Raw genomic sequence first — 16,358 nt, forward strand, 5'->3', positions numbered from 1 at the left:
TTTCGTATTATGCACTAGTATTTTACGGGATGCCATAGTTTTTACTTCCTTCCAATACTCGTGCAAAAACGTCAACCCGTCTCCGGACAAGCGGAAACACAGGCGATCTGCGAAGGGAGGGTCCAGCTGCGACGCCTACCAGATTAGCTCCAAAATCCGGCACATTCAAAGCGTAAAATACGCCCTCCTTGACCACGATTACCTTTTTCGAGATTGCATGGCGCTCTTTCTGTTCAACAAGCCGTTCCAGGTGATGTGCCAGTTCTCACCCCACCCCGCGCGCAAGACGCTGGCGGATTACATCGATGTTCCGGGCGTCTATCCCGCGGGCCGCCTCGACGCCGACAGCGAAGGCCTCGTCCTGCTCACCGACGACGGGAAACTGCAGCATCGCATCAGTCATCCGGACAGCAAGCAGCCGAAGACTTACATCGCGCAGGTCGAGGGCGAGCCGGACGGCACGACGCTTGACCGCCTTTCAGGGCCGCTGGACCTCGGCGATTTCGTCACGCAACGAAGCAAGGTCAGTGAAATCGAAGCCCCGGATTGGCTGTGGGAACGCGACCCGCCGATCCGCCACCGGGCGAACAAGCCGACGCACTGGCTGGCGATCACGCTTGCGGAAGGAAAGAACCGGCAGGTTCGCCGGATGACCGCGGCAGTGGGTCTCCCGACATTGCGCCTGGTGCGCATCGCGATCGGTCCGTTCTCATTGGCCACCCACCCGGTGTGGCCCGGGGAATTGCGCGAGGTGTCGCCTTCCGAGCTCAGCTAGGAAGGCAGGAGCGCGAGGTCGAACGCACGCTCGGCCAGCCAGATTCCCGCCAGCAGCGCGATCAGCAAGGAGCCTCCTGTGAGCAAGAGATGCCGGTAGAGGCCGGTGCGTCTGAGCGCGTAGGCGAGCGGCAGGAAGGCTGCGACGATGGCCAGTTGCCCCAGCTCGACGCCGGCATTGAATCCCACCAGCGCCAGGACCAGCGCATCGGAAGGCAGGCCGAGGTCGGCCAGCACGCTGGCGAACCCGAAGCCGTGCACGAGGCCGAACGCGAAGGCCATCATCCAGCGGCGCTCGCTGAAGATCGGGTAAAGGTTGTTGAGCGCGGCGATCACGACCGAGGCGGCAATCACCGATTCCACCAGCCGCGACGGCAGATTGACGACGCCAAGCGTGGCGAGCGTCAGAGTGATCGAATGGGCGACGGTGAACGCGGTCACGATCCCGAAGACATTCCAGAATGCCGGACGGAAGGCATCGACCGGGCGCCACTCCTGACGGAAACGATATGCCACCGCTGGCAGGAGGAGCGCCACCAGGAAAAGGATGTGGTCGAATCCGATCCAGATATGCCAGACGCCTTCGCCGACGTAGTCGATGAACTGGGTCAGCCTGCTCGGCGCAGCGAGACTGAATTCCTGGCTTGCCTTCTCGGTGCCGAAAATGGCGGTGGTGGACTTGCCCTGGTATTCCAGGCGAAGCAAACCCTTGTGCTGGGGATCGAGATCGAAGAACAGGCCGTAGCGCAGGTGCAGGACGCGGAACGGGCCGCCGCATTCGGCGCGAAAGCGCAGCACGGCGTAAGCGCCGTCGGTGTGGTCGTCGACCAGATGCTGCGTCAGGGTCGCCGGGCACGCCCTCCCCTCCGTAGAAATGGCGAGCCGTGGCAAGGCATAGGCCGCGATCTCCTCGTGCCTGGCGCGCAGCTCGCCCCAGGTGATTTCAGCGTCGCCGTTGGTATCGAGGCCGATGGCGAAGTCGAGATCGCGCAGGGCGATGTCCCATTGCGCGTCGATTGCCATGCCGTCGGTGACAAGGGTCAGGTAACTGTCGCTTGGCTTGTGCGCCCGGGCGGGCAGCGCGAGCAGGACGAAAACGATCGCCAGCAGCAACCGGGCGCTCACTTGCGCACTCCCTTCAGTTGCCGCGCAAGGTTGCTCAGGCTTGCATCTTCGATCCTGCTTTCATCCATCCATTGCAGCACCGGCTGTGCAGCGGCGGGGTCCTTTGCGGCAATCGCCGCTTCGAGGAAAATCCGTGCATCTCTCGGTTCCCGCTGCGCTTTCCAGTTTTCCTGGGCAAGCATGAGTGCCGTCTTGGCGTCATTGCGCACCTGGAGCGCGAAGCGCGCCTCTTCCTGCTGGTGGACGGTTTCACCGCGCATACGGGAAGCCTCATAACGGGCGGCGAGTTCCGCCTCCCTGTCTTTGGCCGTCGGCAGCGCCAGTGCCCGTTCGGCAAAGACCAGCCGCAACAGCAGGACGTCGGAGCGTGATTTATCCTTGAGCAGGCTGGCCACCTCCGCATGGCGCTTTTTATCGAGCAACAAGTCGGCATAGGCGGCCAGCATGAATGTGTCCGGTATGCCTTGCGCGAGGGCCTGCTTGAAATGCGATTCGGCGAGGTCGTCGCGCCCCTGGCGCTGCGCCAGCTCGGCCAGGCGCACCTGGAGCCACAGCATCTCCTCCGATGCGAGGCCGGCCTGCCCGGACACGGCTGCCTGCAAGGTAGCGTATGCCGGCCCCGCCCTCCCGGTCAGTCCATCGACCATCGCCTCGCATCCGAGGCCCACGAGGGAATTGCCGGCTTGCTGAAGTGCTTGGCAATCGTAGCGTGCCAGGCCATAGCGCGCCTGGACGATGTGAATGATGGCGCGCAGGGCCAGCGCCCGCGCGTGACGCGGTTCGCGTTCCAGCACTTGGGTAAGATCGTCGACTGCCCCGTCGAAGTCATGCCGGAACTGGCGGATGCTGGCCCGCAGGACTTGCACCTCGGCGGGCGGCGATGGCATGTCCCACCACGGCGCGAGCGCCGCTTGCGCATATCCCAGGTAGCGCGGATCGCCATCTTCGCCGACCAGGCCGTAGTAACGCTTCGCCAGCGCAACAGCGGCATCAAGGTTGCGCGGGTCGCGCCGCACGGCTGCGCGCAGTTCCGCCAGCTCGCGCGCCACAGGGTCGTTCGGCTTGAAGGGCAGCCGCTCCAGGACTTGGGCATCGGAGGCAGGTATATAGGGAGCGGCGCCGGCGCATGGCATGAGGAAGGACAGCGCCAGCAGGGCCGCGAAGAGGCAAGAATTCATGGGGATCCAGGACGATCGTTAGCGGCGCGAGGCCACCGGATGCCCGGATCATAGCAACAAGATTGACAGGACTGCAATTTCGGCAAGGGAAATACAGACGCGCTTCCTGTCAACGACTCTCATGCCGAATCGTTAATCACTTTGATTCGAAAGAATCGTGGTTTCCATCAACCTCCATCACAGGGATAAGAAAATGAAGAAACTGATCGCTGCTCTCGTTGCCGGTTTGTTTGCCACTGCTGCGTTCGCCGCCAGCCATGCTGCCGCGCCTGCGACCCCGGCTACTCCGGCCGCTACGCCGGCCGCAGCCGCCGACGCTTCGGCGCCCAAGGCGAAGAAGGTGAAGAAAGCCAAGAAGGCCAAGAAAGCCGCCGCAGCCAAGTAATCAGCGTCCGCGGTGCGAGAAAGGCAGGCGCGTCCTGCCTTTTTTGTTTTATGCTCTCATCCGGAGCAACACGATCAACATTTGCAATAGACCCATGACCGCACGTCCGCTGATTTCCCTGACTTCCCTCGCCGCAGCACTGCTGGGAGCCATCGCGCCGATGGCTGCCGCACAGCAGCCCTCCCGTTTCCCCGTCATCACCTTGAACGCAGGCATGCATGTCATCCGGGCGGAAGTCGCGGCCACCGAGGCTGAAAGACAGCAAGGCTTGATGTACCGGGAGAAGATGGGGCCGAACGAAGGCATGGTGTTCAACTTCGGCGCGCCTGCTTCGGTCTGCATGTGGATGAAGAACACCTACATCCCGCTGTCCGTCGCCTTCATCGACGACCATGGCAAGATTGTCAACATTGAAGACATGCAGCCGCAGACGACGGATTCGCATTGCGCGAAAAAGCCGATTCGTTACGCGCTGGAAATGAACCAGGGGTGGTTCCGGCAAAAGAACATCAAGCCGGGCATGACGATCGAGGGCCTGCCACGCTGACCGGATGACCGCGCGCGAGAGGCGCAATACCCGAACAAGGCGAAAACAACAAAAACCCGCAAGGCCTCAACCTCGCGGGTTTGTTTATTCCGGGCTTGCCACCGCGATAAGCGCGGCGGAACGGGCACCTTAGGCGGCGAGCGCCTTCAGGGCAGCAGCCAGACGGCTCTTGTGACGAGCAGCCTTGTTCTTGTGGATGATCTTCTTGTCGGCGATACGGTCGATCGTCGAAACGGAACGCTGGAATACTTGCGCCGCAGCAGCCTTGTCACCTGCCTCGATCGCCTTGCGGACGGCCTTGATTGCCGTGCGCAGCGTGGAGCGCTGGCTGGAGTTGTGTGCGTTTTGCTTGACTGCTTGACGAGCACGCTTGCGCGCTTGTGCGGTATTTGCCATGAATGTTTCCTAAATCGAAATCGGGCTTCGCGAAATGCGATACGAAATTCTGTAAAGCCGCTGAGTATAACCTTGTTTTGGGAAACGGGCAATGCATCCCGTGGTTTAGCGCATTTTCACCGCGATACCCGGCCCCGCTCTTGCTGCGCCTGCACAAGACGGCAGCGGCCACCCCGTGACGGCCCATGTCGACCGGCTATAATTGCGCCCCATGAAACTGCACAAAACGCTGGCGACGGTCTCCGGCATGACCATGCTGTCGCGGGTGACCGGCCTGCTGCGCGAGCTGCTGATCGCTCGCGCCTTCGGCGCCTCCGCCTACACCGACGCTTTCTTCGTCGCCTTCCGCATTCCCAACCTGCTGCGCCGGCTGTTCGCCGAGGGCGCGTTTTCGCAAGCCTTCGTGCCCATCCTGGCGGAATACAAGAACCAGAAAGGCGATGCGGCGACCAAGGAACTGACCGATCATGTCGCAACCGCCTTGGTCTGGGCATTGATCCTGACCTGCCTGCTCGGTATTGCCGGTGCGCCGGTCATTGTCTACTTCATTGCGACCGGCCTGAAGTCGGACCCGGAAGCGTTCGCGTCATCCGTGGTGATGACGCGCATCATGTTCCCCTACATCGCGTTCATGGCCTTCGTCGCGCTGGCGGGCGGCATCCTGAATACCTGGCGCCAGTTCCGGGTACCCGCCTTCACGCCTGTGCTGCTCAACCTGTCGTTCATCGCGGCATCGCTGCTCGTTGCACCCTACATGGAGCAGCCGGTTTATGCGCTGGCGCTTGCGGTCGTGGTCGGCGGCATCCTCCAGGTCGCGATCCAGGTGCCCGCCCTGCGCAAGATCGGCATGCTGCCGCGCATCGGCATCAACCTGAAAGCCGCGCTGGCCGACGCCGGCGTGCGGCGGGTGCTGAAGCAGATGGTGCCGGCCATCCTCGCCGTGTCTGTCGCGCAGATCAGCGTCATCATCAACACCAACATCGCCTCCCGTCTCGAAAACGGCAGCGTGTCGTGGCTGTCCTATGCCGACCGCCTGATGGAATTCCCGACCGCGCTGCTCGGCGTTGCACTCGGCACGATTCTCCTGCCCAGCCTGTCGAAAGCGCATTCGCAGGGCGATCACACCGAGTACGCTTCGCTGCTGGACTGGGGCCTGCGGCTGACCTTCCTGCTCGCCCTGCCGTCGGCGGTCGGACTGCTGACCTTGTCGGAGCCCTTGACCACGACGCTCTTCCACTACGGAAAATTCGATTCGCAGGCAGTCGCCATGACCGGCCGCGCGCTCATCGCTTACGGCGTCGGGCTGATCGGCCTGATCGTGGTCAAGATCCTCGCTCCGGGCTTCTATGCGAAACAGGACATTCGCACCCCGGTCAAGATCGGCATCGGCGTCCTGATCGCAACGCAGTTGATGAACCTCCTGTTCGTGCCCTGGATTGCGCATGCCGGACTGGCGCTGTCGGTCGGCGTGGGCGCCTGTCTGAACGCCGCCTTCCTGTACTGGGGACTACGCCGCAAGGGCATCTACGAAGCCTTGCCGGGCTGGGGACTTTTCCTCGTGAAACTGACCGGCGCGCTGTTCCTGCTGGCCGGCGTCGCGCTTTGGACGGCCGGACATTTCGACTGGGTAGGGATGCAGGACCGCCCGCTCCAGCGAGTGGGCGCATTGACGCTCGTCATGCTGGCCTGCGGCATCACCTACTTCGGTGCGCTGATCGTCATGGGATTCCGCTTCCGCGACTTCAAACGCGTTTCCGTCTGAGGCAATTCCGGGCTCCCAAATTTATCCCTCGCCTTGCCGCACCGCCCTTTCATTGGCGGCGTCATGGTTTATGATGGTCATTGTATGGTGATCAAATCCCTCGACTACTTTGCGTCGCTCGTACAGGAGGACGACTCCATTCCACTCTTCGAGGCGGCGCTCGCCATCGCGCAGGACGTCGAACCCCAGCTCGACCTGGCAGCAACCCAAGCAGAAGTGGATCAGATGGCGGCAAGGCTGCAACGGCGCCTCGCACCCGATGCCTCCAGCGTGCAGAAGCTGCGCATGCTCAATCATTTCTTCTACCGCGAACTCGGCTTTGCCGGGAACGTGAACGATTATTACGACCCGGACAACAGCTACCTGCACCGGGTCATCACGACGCGGCGCGGCATCCCGATTTCACTCGCGGTGCTGTACATGGAACTGGCGCAGCAGATCGGCCTGGACGTGAAAGGCATTTCCTTCCCGGGACACTTCCTGATGAAGCTGTCGATCCAGTCGGGCGACATCGTGCTGGACCCGTTCAACGGCGTGAGCCTCTCGCGGGAGGAACTGGAAGAACGGCTCGAGCCCTATTTCGAGCATCACAGCTACCCGGGTGCGATACCGCTGTCGTATTACCTGCATGCGGCGCATCCGCGGGAAATCCTGGTGCGCATGCTGCGCAACCTGAAGGCATTGTTCGTCGAGCACATGCGGTGGCAGCGCGTCCTTGGCGTCCAGCAACGCCTGCTGATCCTCCTGCCCGACGAAATCACCGAGCGGCGCGACCGCGGCCTCGCCTATGCCAACCTGGAGTGCCCGCAGGCCGCGCTGGCCGATCTCGAAGCGTACCTGGCCGAGCGGCCATACGCTTCGGATGCGGAAGTCCTGCGCAGCAAGCTGCCCGAGCTGCGGGAAGCCTCCCGGCGCATGAACTGAAATCGGTTCAAGCCTTCACCCCTTGGCCTTGGCCTCGATCGCCTCCCACTTTTCGAGGTTTTCCATCAGCAGTTCGTCGATCTCCGCAAAGCGCGCATTGAGCTTCTGAACCTCGTCCGGACGCTGGCGGTACAGTTCCGGGTCGGCCAGTTGCTCCGAGATCGCTTTCTGCTCCGCCTCCAACCCGGCGATCAGGCCGGGCAGGGTTTCGAGCTCGCGCTGCTCCTTGTAGCTGAGCTTCTTCGGCTTCTGCGCATTTTGCGCCGCGGTTTTTTCGACCGGTTTGCTTTCCGGCTTGGCCGCCGGCTTCGCAGACGGCGCCTGTTGAGGACGGACGCGTTCCCAGTCGCTGTAGCCGCCCACATATTCCCTCCACAGCCCGTCGCCCTCGGCGGCGATGACCTGCGTCACCACATTGTCGAGGAACATGCGGTCGTGGCTGACGAGGAATACGGTGCCGCTGTAATCCTCCAGCAATTCCTCGAGCAGCTCCAGCGTATCGATATCAAGGTCGTTGGTCGGTTCGTCGAGCACGAGCACATTGGCCGGACGGGCGAACAGGCGCGCCAGGAGCAGCCTGTTGCGCTCGCCGCCGGAGAGCGACTTGACCGGGGAGCGCGCGCGTTCCGGCGCAAAAAGGAAGTCGCCCAGGTAGCTCATCACATGCTTGCGCTGCCCGTTGATCTCCACCCAGTCGCTGCCGGGCGAAATGGTATCGGCGAGGCTGGCCTCGTCGTTCAGCTGTGCGCGCATCTGGTCGAAGTAGGCGACCTGCAGTCGCGCTCCCTGCCGCACCGTTCCCGCATCGGGCGTTTCCTCGCCGAGAATCAGCTTGAGCAGCGTGGTCTTGCCCGCACCGTTGGGGCCGATCAGGCCGACCTTGTCGCCGCGCAGGATGGTGGCGCTGAAATCGCGCACGATTACCTTGTCGCCGAAGCGTTTGTGGATACCGGTCAGTTCCGCAACGATCTTGCCCGAGCGCTCGCCTTCCGATACATCCAGTCTCACCTGCCCCTGCTGATCGCGCCGCTGGCTGCGCTTGACGCGCAAATCCTCGAGCCGGCGCACCCGCCCCTCGTTGCGCGTGCGGCGTGCTTCCACCCCCTTGCGGATCCACACCTCCTCCTGCGCCAGGAACTTGTCGAACTTCGCATTCTCGATCGCTTCGATCTCGAGCTGCTCCGCCTTGCGCGCCTGGTATGCGCTGAAGTTGCCGGGGAAGGACAGCAGCCGGCCGCGGTCGAGTTCCACGATGCGCGTGGCGACGTTGTCGAGAAAGGAGCGGTCGTGGGTGATGAACAGGATGCTGCCCTTGAATTCGCGCAGCAGGGCCTCGAGCCAGATGATGGAATTGAAGTCGAGATGGTTGGTCGGCTCATCGAGCAACAGCACATCGGGTGCGCCGACAAGTGCGCGGGCGAGCGCTACGCGCTTCTGCGTGCCGCCGGAAAGCGTGCTCATCACCGCGTTCTTGTCGAGGTTCAGCCGCGCCAGGATGGTTTCGACGCGGTTGCCCAGGCTCCATGCGTCGGCGGCGTCGAGCTTCGCCTGCAGGCTATGCAGGCGGTCCATCAGGGCCTCGTCCTCGTGCCCGCCGAGGCGTGCCGTCAGGCCGTTGTATTCATCGAGCAGTTGCTGCGTCTCGCGCATGGCCGCGGCCACGGCGTCGAACACGCTGTCCTCGGCCGAGAATGCCGGCTCCTGTTCGACGTAGGCGATCTTGATCCCCTGCTGCATCACCAGCAGGCCGTCGTCCAGCTTCGACGTGCCCGCAATGATCTTCAGCAGCGAAGACTTGCCGGTGCCGTTGCGGCCGATGAGGCCCACGCGCTCTCCGGCCTCGAGGGAAAATTCCGCGTGGTCAAGCAGGGCGACGTGCCCGAATGCGAGTTGGGCGTTGGTAAGGGAAATGACAGCCATAGATACGCAGGTTGCAGGCCGCGCCGCGTGTCCGCGCGACCGAAATGAGAGAAGAAGCACGCATTGTACCGATTGCGATGGCGGAAAGACCATTTATCTCCGTGGTCTCGGCTATAATCCTGCCTTGGCTGTCATGCAGCCGGTCAAGCGTCTCGCCGTAGTTCAATGGATAGAACGAGTGCCTCCTAAGCGCTAGATACAGGTTCGATTCCTGTCGGCGGGACCAATTCCCCTTCCCTAGCACCATGTCCGGTCCTCCCGGGACCGCGAGAATGTAACCATCCGTAACTTTCTTCGGCCGGGCAAGCGGTATTCCTATACTCAATGGAGAGGGAATCCGTACCATGACCAGACTACTCGCACCTTCCGCTATCGCACTTGCTGCCCTGCTCTCAGGCTGCGCGGTCTATGAGACGCGTCCGGTGCACCACATCACCGCGACCGAGTACATTCATGGGCCGGTAACCCATTACAGTACGCCTCCTGTCTACTACCACGCCCCGGCTCCGGTCTATGTCGCGCCGCCGGTGTATGTGGCACCGCCGGTCTACGTCGCCCCGGCCCCGTCGTTCAACATGCATATCCAATCCGGCGGCGGTTTCCGCCGGCATCCGCACAGCCACGGCGGACGGCAGCGGCTGCGCAGCGGCAATGGAGCCGGTTCGCAGATGGGCGGTCCAGGCTGGTCGGGCACGGTTTGGAGCCGCTGAGCAACGCGCGGCGGCAAATGACGAAACTCAAGATGCGGCGGGATGCCGGCAGTAAGATGGCTCTATCCCTCTTCACCAGAGTTACACATGCCGACACTGCCGAACCAGAAGCCGGTTGCCCCCGCACTTACAAACGACGAGCCGGATGACACCCAGGCCGGGGATGCCGCAGAACAAGACCGTCCGGAAAGCGTCTCCGAAGTGTCGAAACGCCTCAGCCTTCTCGGGAAACTCATCATCCCTCCCGCTCCGCACTAGCCCGTACCCGCGCCTCGCGCGATCCAGGTTCGCACCAACGTATTGCTGCGAAAGGGCGAACTTTGCCTGTCCGACCCTGACTAACGACTGAGAGGTTTCATCGAGCCACCAGACTTGTCTTTTGGAAGGAGGACGAAGATGAAAATCCCGTTCGTTGTGATGCTGATGGAAGGTGCGATGCTGGCCGGTTTATCGCTGATTTTCCTGGTCCTGTAGAACACCACCCAAAGCGAAAGCACAGGGCGGCCGGCTTTGCCGGCCGTCTCTCATTTCATTGCCCGCCCCTGGGCAATAAGCCCGATCCCCGCCTCCCTTTGCGCAACGCTATGGACAAGCGTCGGCGCTGCACCTATATTGCCTTCTCGATTTCCCTCTCGGAAACCCATAAGAACATCATCAGGAGAATGCATGAAACTGGTACGTTACGGCCGCATCGGCAAGGAAAAGCCGGGATTGATCGATGAGGAGGGCCGGCTGCGGGACCTGTCCGCTGTCGTCGAGGACATCGGTCCGGAGCAGCTTTCGGACAAGTCGCTGGCCAGGCTGGCCAGGATCAAGCCGGCGTCCCTGCCTTTGGTGCGCGGCAATCCGCGGCGCGGCGTTCCTCTCGCACAAGTGGGGAAATTCATCGGCATCGGCTTGAACTATTCGGACCATGCGCAGGAAGCCGGCCTGGCAATCCCGAAGGAGCCGATCATCTTCATGAAGGCGACGTCTTCCCTATGCGGCCCTGATGATCCGATCATGCTGCCGAGGGGATCGAAGAAGACCGACTGGGAAGTCGAGCTCGGCGTCGTGATCGGGACCATTGCACGCTCGGTCAGCGAAAAGGATGCCCTTTCCCACGTCGCCGGATACTGCGTGGTCAACGACGTGTCGGAACGCGAATACCAGTTCGAGCGCGGAACGCAATGGGACAAGGGCAAGGGTTGCGACACCTTCGGCCCGGTCGGCCCTTGGCTGGTCACGCGCGACGAAGTGCCCAATCCGCAGCGCCTCGATCTCTGGCTCGACCTGAACGGCAAGCGCGTCCAGTCGGGCAATACGCGGAAAATGATTTTTTCGGTTGCGAAGCTGGTCAGCTATGTCAGCCGCTTCATGACGCTCATGCCGGGAGACATCATCACCACCGGCACGCCGCCGGGCGTCGGCATGGGAATGAAGCCGCCGCAATTCCTGAAGCGCGGCGACGAGCTGGTCCTCGGGATTGACGGCCTGGGCGAGCAACGCCAGACCGTGATTGCCTACAAGGCCGGATAAGCCGGCCCTATTCGGCGTCCGGCTGCCTGGCCGGCGCCGCCTTCGCAAATGCATCGAGGGCGAGACAGGCCTCGTTGATACGCATGAGCGTGGGCATCGCGGAAAGATCGCAGTTCAGCCGCTGTGCGTTGGCGATTTGCGGGACGAGACAGCAATCGGCCAGCGAAGGCGCGTCGCCGTAGCAGAATCGGCCGGTACGGCTGTCCCTGGAAAGCATCGTCTCCAGCGAGGCCAGCCCTTGTTCGCACCAGTGCCGGTACCACGCGTTCTTGTCGTCTTCACTGACCTTCAGATCGCGGACGAGGTAACGCAGCACGCGCAGGTTATTGATCGGATGGATATCGCAGGCGATCGATAGCGCGATGCCGCGCACGAAAGCGCGGTCGAGCGGATCGGTTGGAAGCAGCGGCGGCGTCGGGTGCGTTTCTTCGAGATACTCGATGATGGCGAGCGACTGGGTCAGCGCCCTTTCCCCGCCATCCGCCTCATCCACGAGCGCAGGTACCAGCGCATCGGGATTCAGCTTCCTGTATGCCGGGCTGAACTGCTCCCCGCCGTTGCGAAGCAAGTGCACAGGGACGGTCTCGTAAGGTAGTCCCTTGAGGTTCAGCGCGATCCGCACGCGGTAGGACGCTGAACTGCGAAAGTAGCTGTACAGTTTCATGCCGATGCCTCCGGAGTCGTGAGCGTTAAACGACGCGGACCTTCAACTCACCCAATCCAGTAATCGCGCCTTCGAGCAGGTCGCCCTGTTTCACCGCGGCGACGCCTTCCGGGGTACCGGTGAAGATCAGATCGCCGGGACGCAGCTCATAGTACTTGGACAGGTGTTCGATGGTTTCAGCGACATTCCAGATCAGCTTTTCGACGTCGCTCTTCTGACGGCTTGCGCCGTTCACATCGAGCTTGATCTCGGCCTTTGCATAGTGGCCGGCTTCCGCGACCGAATGGATAGGCGCGATCGGCGCGGAAAAGTCGAAGCCCTTGCCGGTGCACCACGGCCGGCCGAGTTTCTTGGCTTCGCCCTGCAGGTCGCGGCGCGTCATGTCGAGGCCGACCGCATAGCCCCAGACGTGCTCCAGTGCGCTGGCCGCGGAGATATTGCGACCGCCCTTGCCGATGGCCACCACGAGTTCGATTTCGTGGTGCAGGTCGCTGGTCATCGGGGGATAAGGCATCTCGCCGACGGTACCGTGCGGAACCGGGAGCACGGCATCTGCCGGCTTCATGAAGAAAAACGGTGCCTCCCTGCCGGTGGCACCCATTTCCTTGGCGTGTTCGACGTAGTTGCGGCCGACGCAATAGATGCGATGGACTGGAAATACGGCGTCGCTGCCGGCGACGGGAACGATGGCGGCGGGTTGCTGGGGAATGGCAAATTGCATGATGTGTGCTCCTTGTTATCCGACGATTATGCCACTTGTCATTCGCGCTTGCGCGAGGGTGCAGGTGCATAACAAAACCGCCTTGTCGCGGGAGCGAACAAGGCGGTTTGTGCAGGACGGAAGTGCTTGCGTCAGCCTTCGCCGAGGTAGGCTTCGCGCACCTTGGGATCGTCGAGCATGTCCTTCGCATTGCCGGTCATGGTGATCAGGCCGGAGTCCATCACGTAACCGCGGTGCGCTGCCTGCAGCGCGAGCTTTGCGTTCTGCTCGACCAGCAGGATGGTCACGCCCTGAGCGGAGACGCTGCGCACCACCTCGAAGATCTTTTCCACCATGATCGGAGACAGACCCATCGACGGCTCATCCAGCAGCAGGAGCTTCGGATGGCTCATCAGCGCACGCGCCATGGCCAGCATCTGCTGTTCGCCGCCCGACAGGGTGCCGGCCAGCTGCGAGGAGCGCTCTTTCAGGCGCGGGAAGACACCGAACCATTTGTCGATGTCAGCCTGGACGCCGCCCTTGTCGTCGCGGATGTAGGCGCCCATCATCAGGTTTTCGAGGATGGTCATGCGCGTAAATACGCCGCGGCCTTCGGGCACCATCGCCAGCTTGTTCTTCACCAGCTCGAACGACTTCGCGCCCTGGATCTGGCTGCCGGAGTAATAGATCTGGCCTTCCACCTTGCAGCCGGGCAGCGTGCCGGTGATCGCCTTGAGGGTGGTCGTCTTGCCCGCGCCGTTGGCGCCGATCAGCGTGACCAGTTCACCCTTGTTGACTTCGAGATCGACGCCCTTGACCGCCTGGATGCCGCCGTAGGCAATCTTCAGGCCGCTGATCTTCAGAATGTTTTCGCTCATTAGTGAGACCCTCCCAAGTATGCCTCGATCACGGCCGGGTTCTTTTGCACCTCGGCCGGTGCGCCTTCCGCAATCGGTTTGCCGTAGTCCAGAACCGTGAGGCGGTCGCAGAGTCCCATCACCAGTTTCACGTCGTGTTCGATCAGCAGGATCGTCTTGCCCTCAGCCTTGATCTTGACCAGCAGCTCGCGCAGGGCGAGCTTTTCGGTCGCATTCATGCCGGCAGCGGGTTCGTCCAGGGCCAGCAGTTGCGGCTCGGTCGCGAGCGCGCGCGCAATTTCCAGGCGGCGCTGGTCACCGTAGGAGAGGTGGCGCGAAGTGCGGTGCGCAAAGTGCGCGATACCGACGAAGTCGAGCAGCTCCATCGCGCGGCGGCGGATGGATGCCTCTTCTTCGCGCGCGGCTTTATGGTGCAGGACTGCGCCAAGCACGCCCTGCTTGGTGCGCACATGGCGGCCCACCATCACGTTTTCCAGCGCGGACATCTCGCCGAACAGGCGGATGTTCTGGAACGTACGGGCGATGCCCGCCTTGGCCACTTCATGCGGGGCCGACGGCGAATACGGCTTGCCGCCGAGTTCGAAGCTGCCGGTGTCCGGCTGGTAGAGGCCGGTGATCACGTTGAAGAACGTGGTCTTGCCCGCGCCGTTCGGACCGATCAGGCCGTAGATCTGGCCGCGCATGATCTTGACGCTGACATCCGACAGCGCCTGCAGGCCGCCGAAGCGCTTGTTGACACCTGCAATATTCAGAATGACTTGTTCGCTCATGTAAGTTCCTTATGCAGCCAGCGCCGTGGGTTCTTTCTCGTCGAGACGCTTCTTGGCGTTCGCATCCATGCGGTCTTCGTGCTGCGGCGACGGCCACAGGCCGGACGGGCGATACAGCATGATCACGACCATTGCCAGGCCGTACAGCAGCTGGCGCAGAACTTCGGCATCGATCAGCACGGCGCCGAACAGCTGGCGCTGCAGCGGTTCCACGACGTGGCGCAGGACTTCCGGCAGAGCGGCAAGGATGACACCGCCCAGCACGACGCCGGGGATATGGCCGATACCGCCGAGCACCACCATTGCGAGCACGGCGATCGATTCCATCAGGGAGAACGATTCCGGCGAGATGAAGCCCTGGAAGGAGGCGAACATGGCACCGGCCACGCCGCCGAAGGAAGCGCCCATGCCGAATGCCAGCAGCTTGACGTTGCGGGTGTTGATGCCCATTGCCTTGGCAGCAATTTCGTCTTCACGGATGGCGACGAATGCGCGGCCCAGGCGGGAGTGCGTCAGGCGGATGGAAATGAAGATGATCGCCGCGCACAGGAACAGGAACAGGAAGTAATACGCGTTCACCGACGGCATGGAGAAGCCGAGGAACTTGACGGTCGCATTGGAGCCCGGCTCGCCTGCGAGCGACACGCCGAAAATGCGGATCGGGTCGATCAGGTTGATGCCTTGCGGACCGTTCGTGATATTGACCGGCGCGTTCAGGTTGTTCATGAAGATACGGATGATCTCGCCGAAGCCGAGGGTCACGATGGCAAGGTAGTCGCCGCGCAGCTTCAGGGTCGGCGCGCCGAGCAGCGCGCCGAAGAAGGCAGCCAGCGCAGCGCCGAGCGGAACGATCATCCAGACGGACAGGTGTATGCCGTTTTTCGCAGCTTCCTCTCCAAATATCCAGATGAGCGCATTACCCACCATCGGGTACGTGTTGACGAAGGACTCAAGCACCGTGGCGAACTGCGGCGAAGCAAGCAGGCCCGTCATGTAGGCGCCCAGCGCGTAGAACGCGATGTAACCCAGGTCGAGCAGGCCGGCCATGCCGACCACGATGTTCAGGCCGAGCGCCAGCATGATGTACAGCAGCGCGAGGTCCATGATGCGCACCCAGGAATTGCCGTAGTTGGAGGCAATGAACGGGAACGCGACCAGCACGATGGCCAGGATCGCAAAGCTCGTGTACGCCTTGCGCGGATGTTGTTTGACGTCGAATAGTGTTGACATGAATCTCTCCTCTACTTGCGCTTAGGCACGGTCCGCAACACGTTCACCCATGATGCCGGACGGACGCAATGTGAGTACGATGATAAGCACGATGAATGCAAAGATGTCCTGGTAGTGGCTGCCGAGGAAGCCGCCCGTCAGGTCGCCGATATAGCCGGCGCCGAGGCTTTCGATCAGGCCGAGGAGGATGCCGCCGACCATCGCACCGTAGATGTTACCGATGCCGCCGAGCACTGCTGCGGAGAATGCCTTCAGGCCGGGCACGAAGCCCATTGCGAACTGGGCCGACGAGTAGTTGGCGCCCCACATCACGCCGGCAACCGCTGCCAGTGCCGCACCGATCGCAAAGGTCAGCACGATGACCTTGTTGGCGTCCACGCCCATCAGGCCGGCCACGCGGGGATTCTCCGCCGTGGCGCGCATCGCGCGGCCCATGCGGGTACGCTCGACCAGCAGCACGAGGCCGATCATTGCGACGGTGGCAAGCACGAGCAGCATGACCTGGGTCGGCGAAATCAGCGCTCCGCCGATGGTGAACGGCTCGGACGGCATGACTTGCGGGAAGGGGATCGGGCTGCGGCCCCAGATCATCATTGCGAAGGTCTGGAGCAGGATCGACACGCCGATCGCAGTGATCAGCGGAGCGAGACGCGGCGCGTTGCGCAGGCGGCGGTAGGCGACGCGCTCGATGATGATATTGACCAGAATGCAGGCCGGGATGGCGCCGATGATGGCGATCCCGAGCTTGACGATGCCGGGCAGGTCGGGAGCGACCGTCTGCAGGATCTTGAGGATGGTGACGCCCATCATGGCGCCGATCATCAGCACATCGCCGTGCGCGAAGTTGATCAGATTCAGAACGCCGTACACCATCGTG

The 16,358-nt window shown here is 62.4% G+C and carries 18 protein-coding genes and 1 tRNA gene; 9 read left to right on the plus strand and 10 right to left on the minus strand.

All coding sequences use genetic code 11. The features are described 5' to 3' along the window. Nucleotides 1-217 precede the first annotated feature (217 nt). Nucleotides 218-775 (plus strand): pseudouridine synthase, encoded by a 558-nt coding sequence (locus VFF99_RS09025; RefSeq protein ID WP_325017055.1) that lies wholly within the window; start codon nucleotides 218-220, stop codon nucleotides 773-775. Here VFF99_RS09025 and VFF99_RS09030 read toward each other — a convergent pair. Both VFF99_RS09030 and VFF99_RS09035 read right to left on the minus strand, forming a co-directional pair. Next, nucleotides 772-1,899, minus strand: coding sequence for a HupE/UreJ family protein (locus VFF99_RS09030; RefSeq protein WP_325017057.1), 1,128 nt, complete (start codon nucleotides 1,897-1,899; stop codon nucleotides 772-774). The two genes, VFF99_RS09025 and VFF99_RS09030, sit on opposite strands and share 4 nt — an antisense overlap. Further along, complete coding sequence (locus VFF99_RS09035; RefSeq protein WP_325017059.1) at nucleotides 1,896-3,077, minus strand: hypothetical protein; 1,182 nt, start codon at nucleotides 3,075-3,077, stop codon at nucleotides 1,896-1,898. Before VFF99_RS09035 ends, VFF99_RS09030 begins: the two co-directional genes overlap by 4 nt. Before the next feature lie 193 nt (nucleotides 3,078-3,270). Here VFF99_RS09035 and VFF99_RS09040 point away from each other — a divergent pair, with 193 nt between their 5' ends. Continuing rightward, entirely contained in the window at nucleotides 3,271-3,462 is a 192-nt protein-coding gene (locus VFF99_RS09040; RefSeq protein ID WP_325017061.1) for a hypothetical protein, read from the plus strand. Between the two features lie 94 nt (nucleotides 3,463-3,556). Next, nucleotides 3,557-4,009 (plus strand): DUF192 domain-containing protein, encoded by a 453-nt coding sequence (locus VFF99_RS09045; protein WP_325017063.1) that lies wholly within the window; start codon nucleotides 3,557-3,559, stop codon nucleotides 4,007-4,009. 129 nt (nucleotides 4,010-4,138) lie between these two features. Here VFF99_RS09045 and rpsT read toward each other — a convergent pair whose 3' ends face one another. Then, nucleotides 4,139-4,405, minus strand: a complete 267-nt coding sequence (gene rpsT, locus VFF99_RS09050; RefSeq protein WP_325017065.1) for a 30S ribosomal protein S20 — start codon at nucleotides 4,403-4,405, stop codon at nucleotides 4,139-4,141. Between the two features lie 211 nt (nucleotides 4,406-4,616). On the opposite strand from rpsT, the gene murJ reads away from it, so the two are divergent. Both murJ and VFF99_RS09060 read left to right on the plus strand, forming a co-directional pair. Further along, the gene (gene murJ / locus VFF99_RS09055; RefSeq protein ID WP_325017067.1) at nucleotides 4,617-6,167 is read left to right on the plus strand and encodes a murein biosynthesis integral membrane protein MurJ; all 1,551 of its coding nucleotides are present in this window, start codon (nucleotides 4,617-4,619) and stop codon (nucleotides 6,165-6,167) included. An 84-nt stretch (nucleotides 6,168-6,251) separates the two neighbouring features. Continuing rightward, on the plus strand, nucleotides 6,252-7,091 hold the full coding sequence (locus VFF99_RS09060) for a SirB1 family protein (RefSeq protein WP_325017070.1): 840 nt from the start codon (nucleotides 6,252-6,254) through the stop codon (nucleotides 7,089-7,091). 15 nt (nucleotides 7,092-7,106) lie between these two features. Here VFF99_RS09060 and VFF99_RS09065 read toward each other — a convergent pair whose 3' ends face one another. Beyond that, nucleotides 7,107-9,011: an ATP-binding cassette domain-containing protein gene (locus tag VFF99_RS09065; protein ID WP_325017072.1), complete on the minus strand. Its 1,905-nt coding sequence runs from the start codon at nucleotides 9,009-9,011 to the stop codon at nucleotides 7,107-7,109. Between the two features lie 151 nt (nucleotides 9,012-9,162). Here VFF99_RS09065 and VFF99_RS09070 point away from each other — a divergent pair. From VFF99_RS09070 to VFF99_RS09085, 4 genes are all read left to right on the plus strand, one after another. Next, nucleotides 9,163-9,237: transfer RNA gene (locus VFF99_RS09070), tRNA-Arg, on the plus strand. A 118-nt stretch (nucleotides 9,238-9,355) separates the two neighbouring features. Further along, entirely contained in the window at nucleotides 9,356-9,721 is a 366-nt protein-coding gene (locus VFF99_RS09075) for a hypothetical protein (protein ID WP_325017074.1), read from the plus strand. Nucleotides 9,722-9,808: 87 nt separating this feature from the next. Further along, complete coding sequence (locus tag VFF99_RS09080) at nucleotides 9,809-9,979, plus strand: hypothetical protein (protein WP_325017076.1); 171 nt, start codon at nucleotides 9,809-9,811, stop codon at nucleotides 9,977-9,979. A gap of 408 nt (nucleotides 9,980-10,387) precedes the next feature. Then, on the plus strand, nucleotides 10,388-11,239 hold the full coding sequence (locus VFF99_RS09085; RefSeq protein WP_325017078.1) for a fumarylacetoacetate hydrolase family protein: 852 nt from the start codon (nucleotides 10,388-10,390) through the stop codon (nucleotides 11,237-11,239). Between the two features lie 7 nt (nucleotides 11,240-11,246). Here the strand turns inward: VFF99_RS09085 and maiA are convergent, their stop codons facing one another. The 6 genes from maiA to VFF99_RS09115 form a co-directional block, all read right to left on the minus strand. Next, nucleotides 11,247-11,903, minus strand: coding sequence for a maleylacetoacetate isomerase (gene maiA / locus VFF99_RS09090; RefSeq protein WP_325017080.1), 657 nt, complete (start codon nucleotides 11,901-11,903; stop codon nucleotides 11,247-11,249). 25 nt (nucleotides 11,904-11,928) lie between these two features. Then, nucleotides 11,929-12,624 carry a fumarylacetoacetate hydrolase family protein gene (locus tag VFF99_RS09095; RefSeq protein WP_325017081.1) on the minus strand — a complete coding sequence of 232 codons (696 nt, stop codon included), beginning with the start codon at nucleotides 12,622-12,624 and terminating at the stop codon, nucleotides 11,929-11,931. A gap of 131 nt (nucleotides 12,625-12,755) precedes the next feature. Beyond that, the gene (locus tag VFF99_RS09100) at nucleotides 12,756-13,481 is read right to left on the minus strand and encodes an ABC transporter ATP-binding protein (protein ID WP_325017083.1); all 726 of its coding nucleotides are present in this window, start codon (nucleotides 13,479-13,481) and stop codon (nucleotides 12,756-12,758) included. Continuing rightward, entirely contained in the window at nucleotides 13,481-14,251 is a 771-nt protein-coding gene (locus VFF99_RS09105) for an ABC transporter ATP-binding protein (RefSeq protein ID WP_325017085.1), read from the minus strand. Before VFF99_RS09105 ends, VFF99_RS09100 begins: the two co-directional genes overlap by 1 nt. A gap of 9 nt (nucleotides 14,252-14,260) precedes the next feature. Continuing rightward, nucleotides 14,261-15,481 carry an ABC transporter permease subunit gene (locus VFF99_RS09110; RefSeq protein WP_325017087.1) on the minus strand — a complete coding sequence of 407 codons (1,221 nt, stop codon included), beginning with the start codon at nucleotides 15,479-15,481 and terminating at the stop codon, nucleotides 14,261-14,263. A gap of 21 nt (nucleotides 15,482-15,502) precedes the next feature. Then, nucleotides 15,503-16,358: branched-chain amino acid ABC transporter permease (locus VFF99_RS09115; protein WP_325017089.1), on the minus strand; the 856-nt coding region annotated here is incomplete at its 5' end.

Source organism: Noviherbaspirillum sp., assembly GCF_035654295.1.
In the GTDB taxonomy this organism is placed as follows: Bacteria; Pseudomonadota; Gammaproteobacteria; order Burkholderiales; family Burkholderiaceae_D; genus Noviherbaspirillum.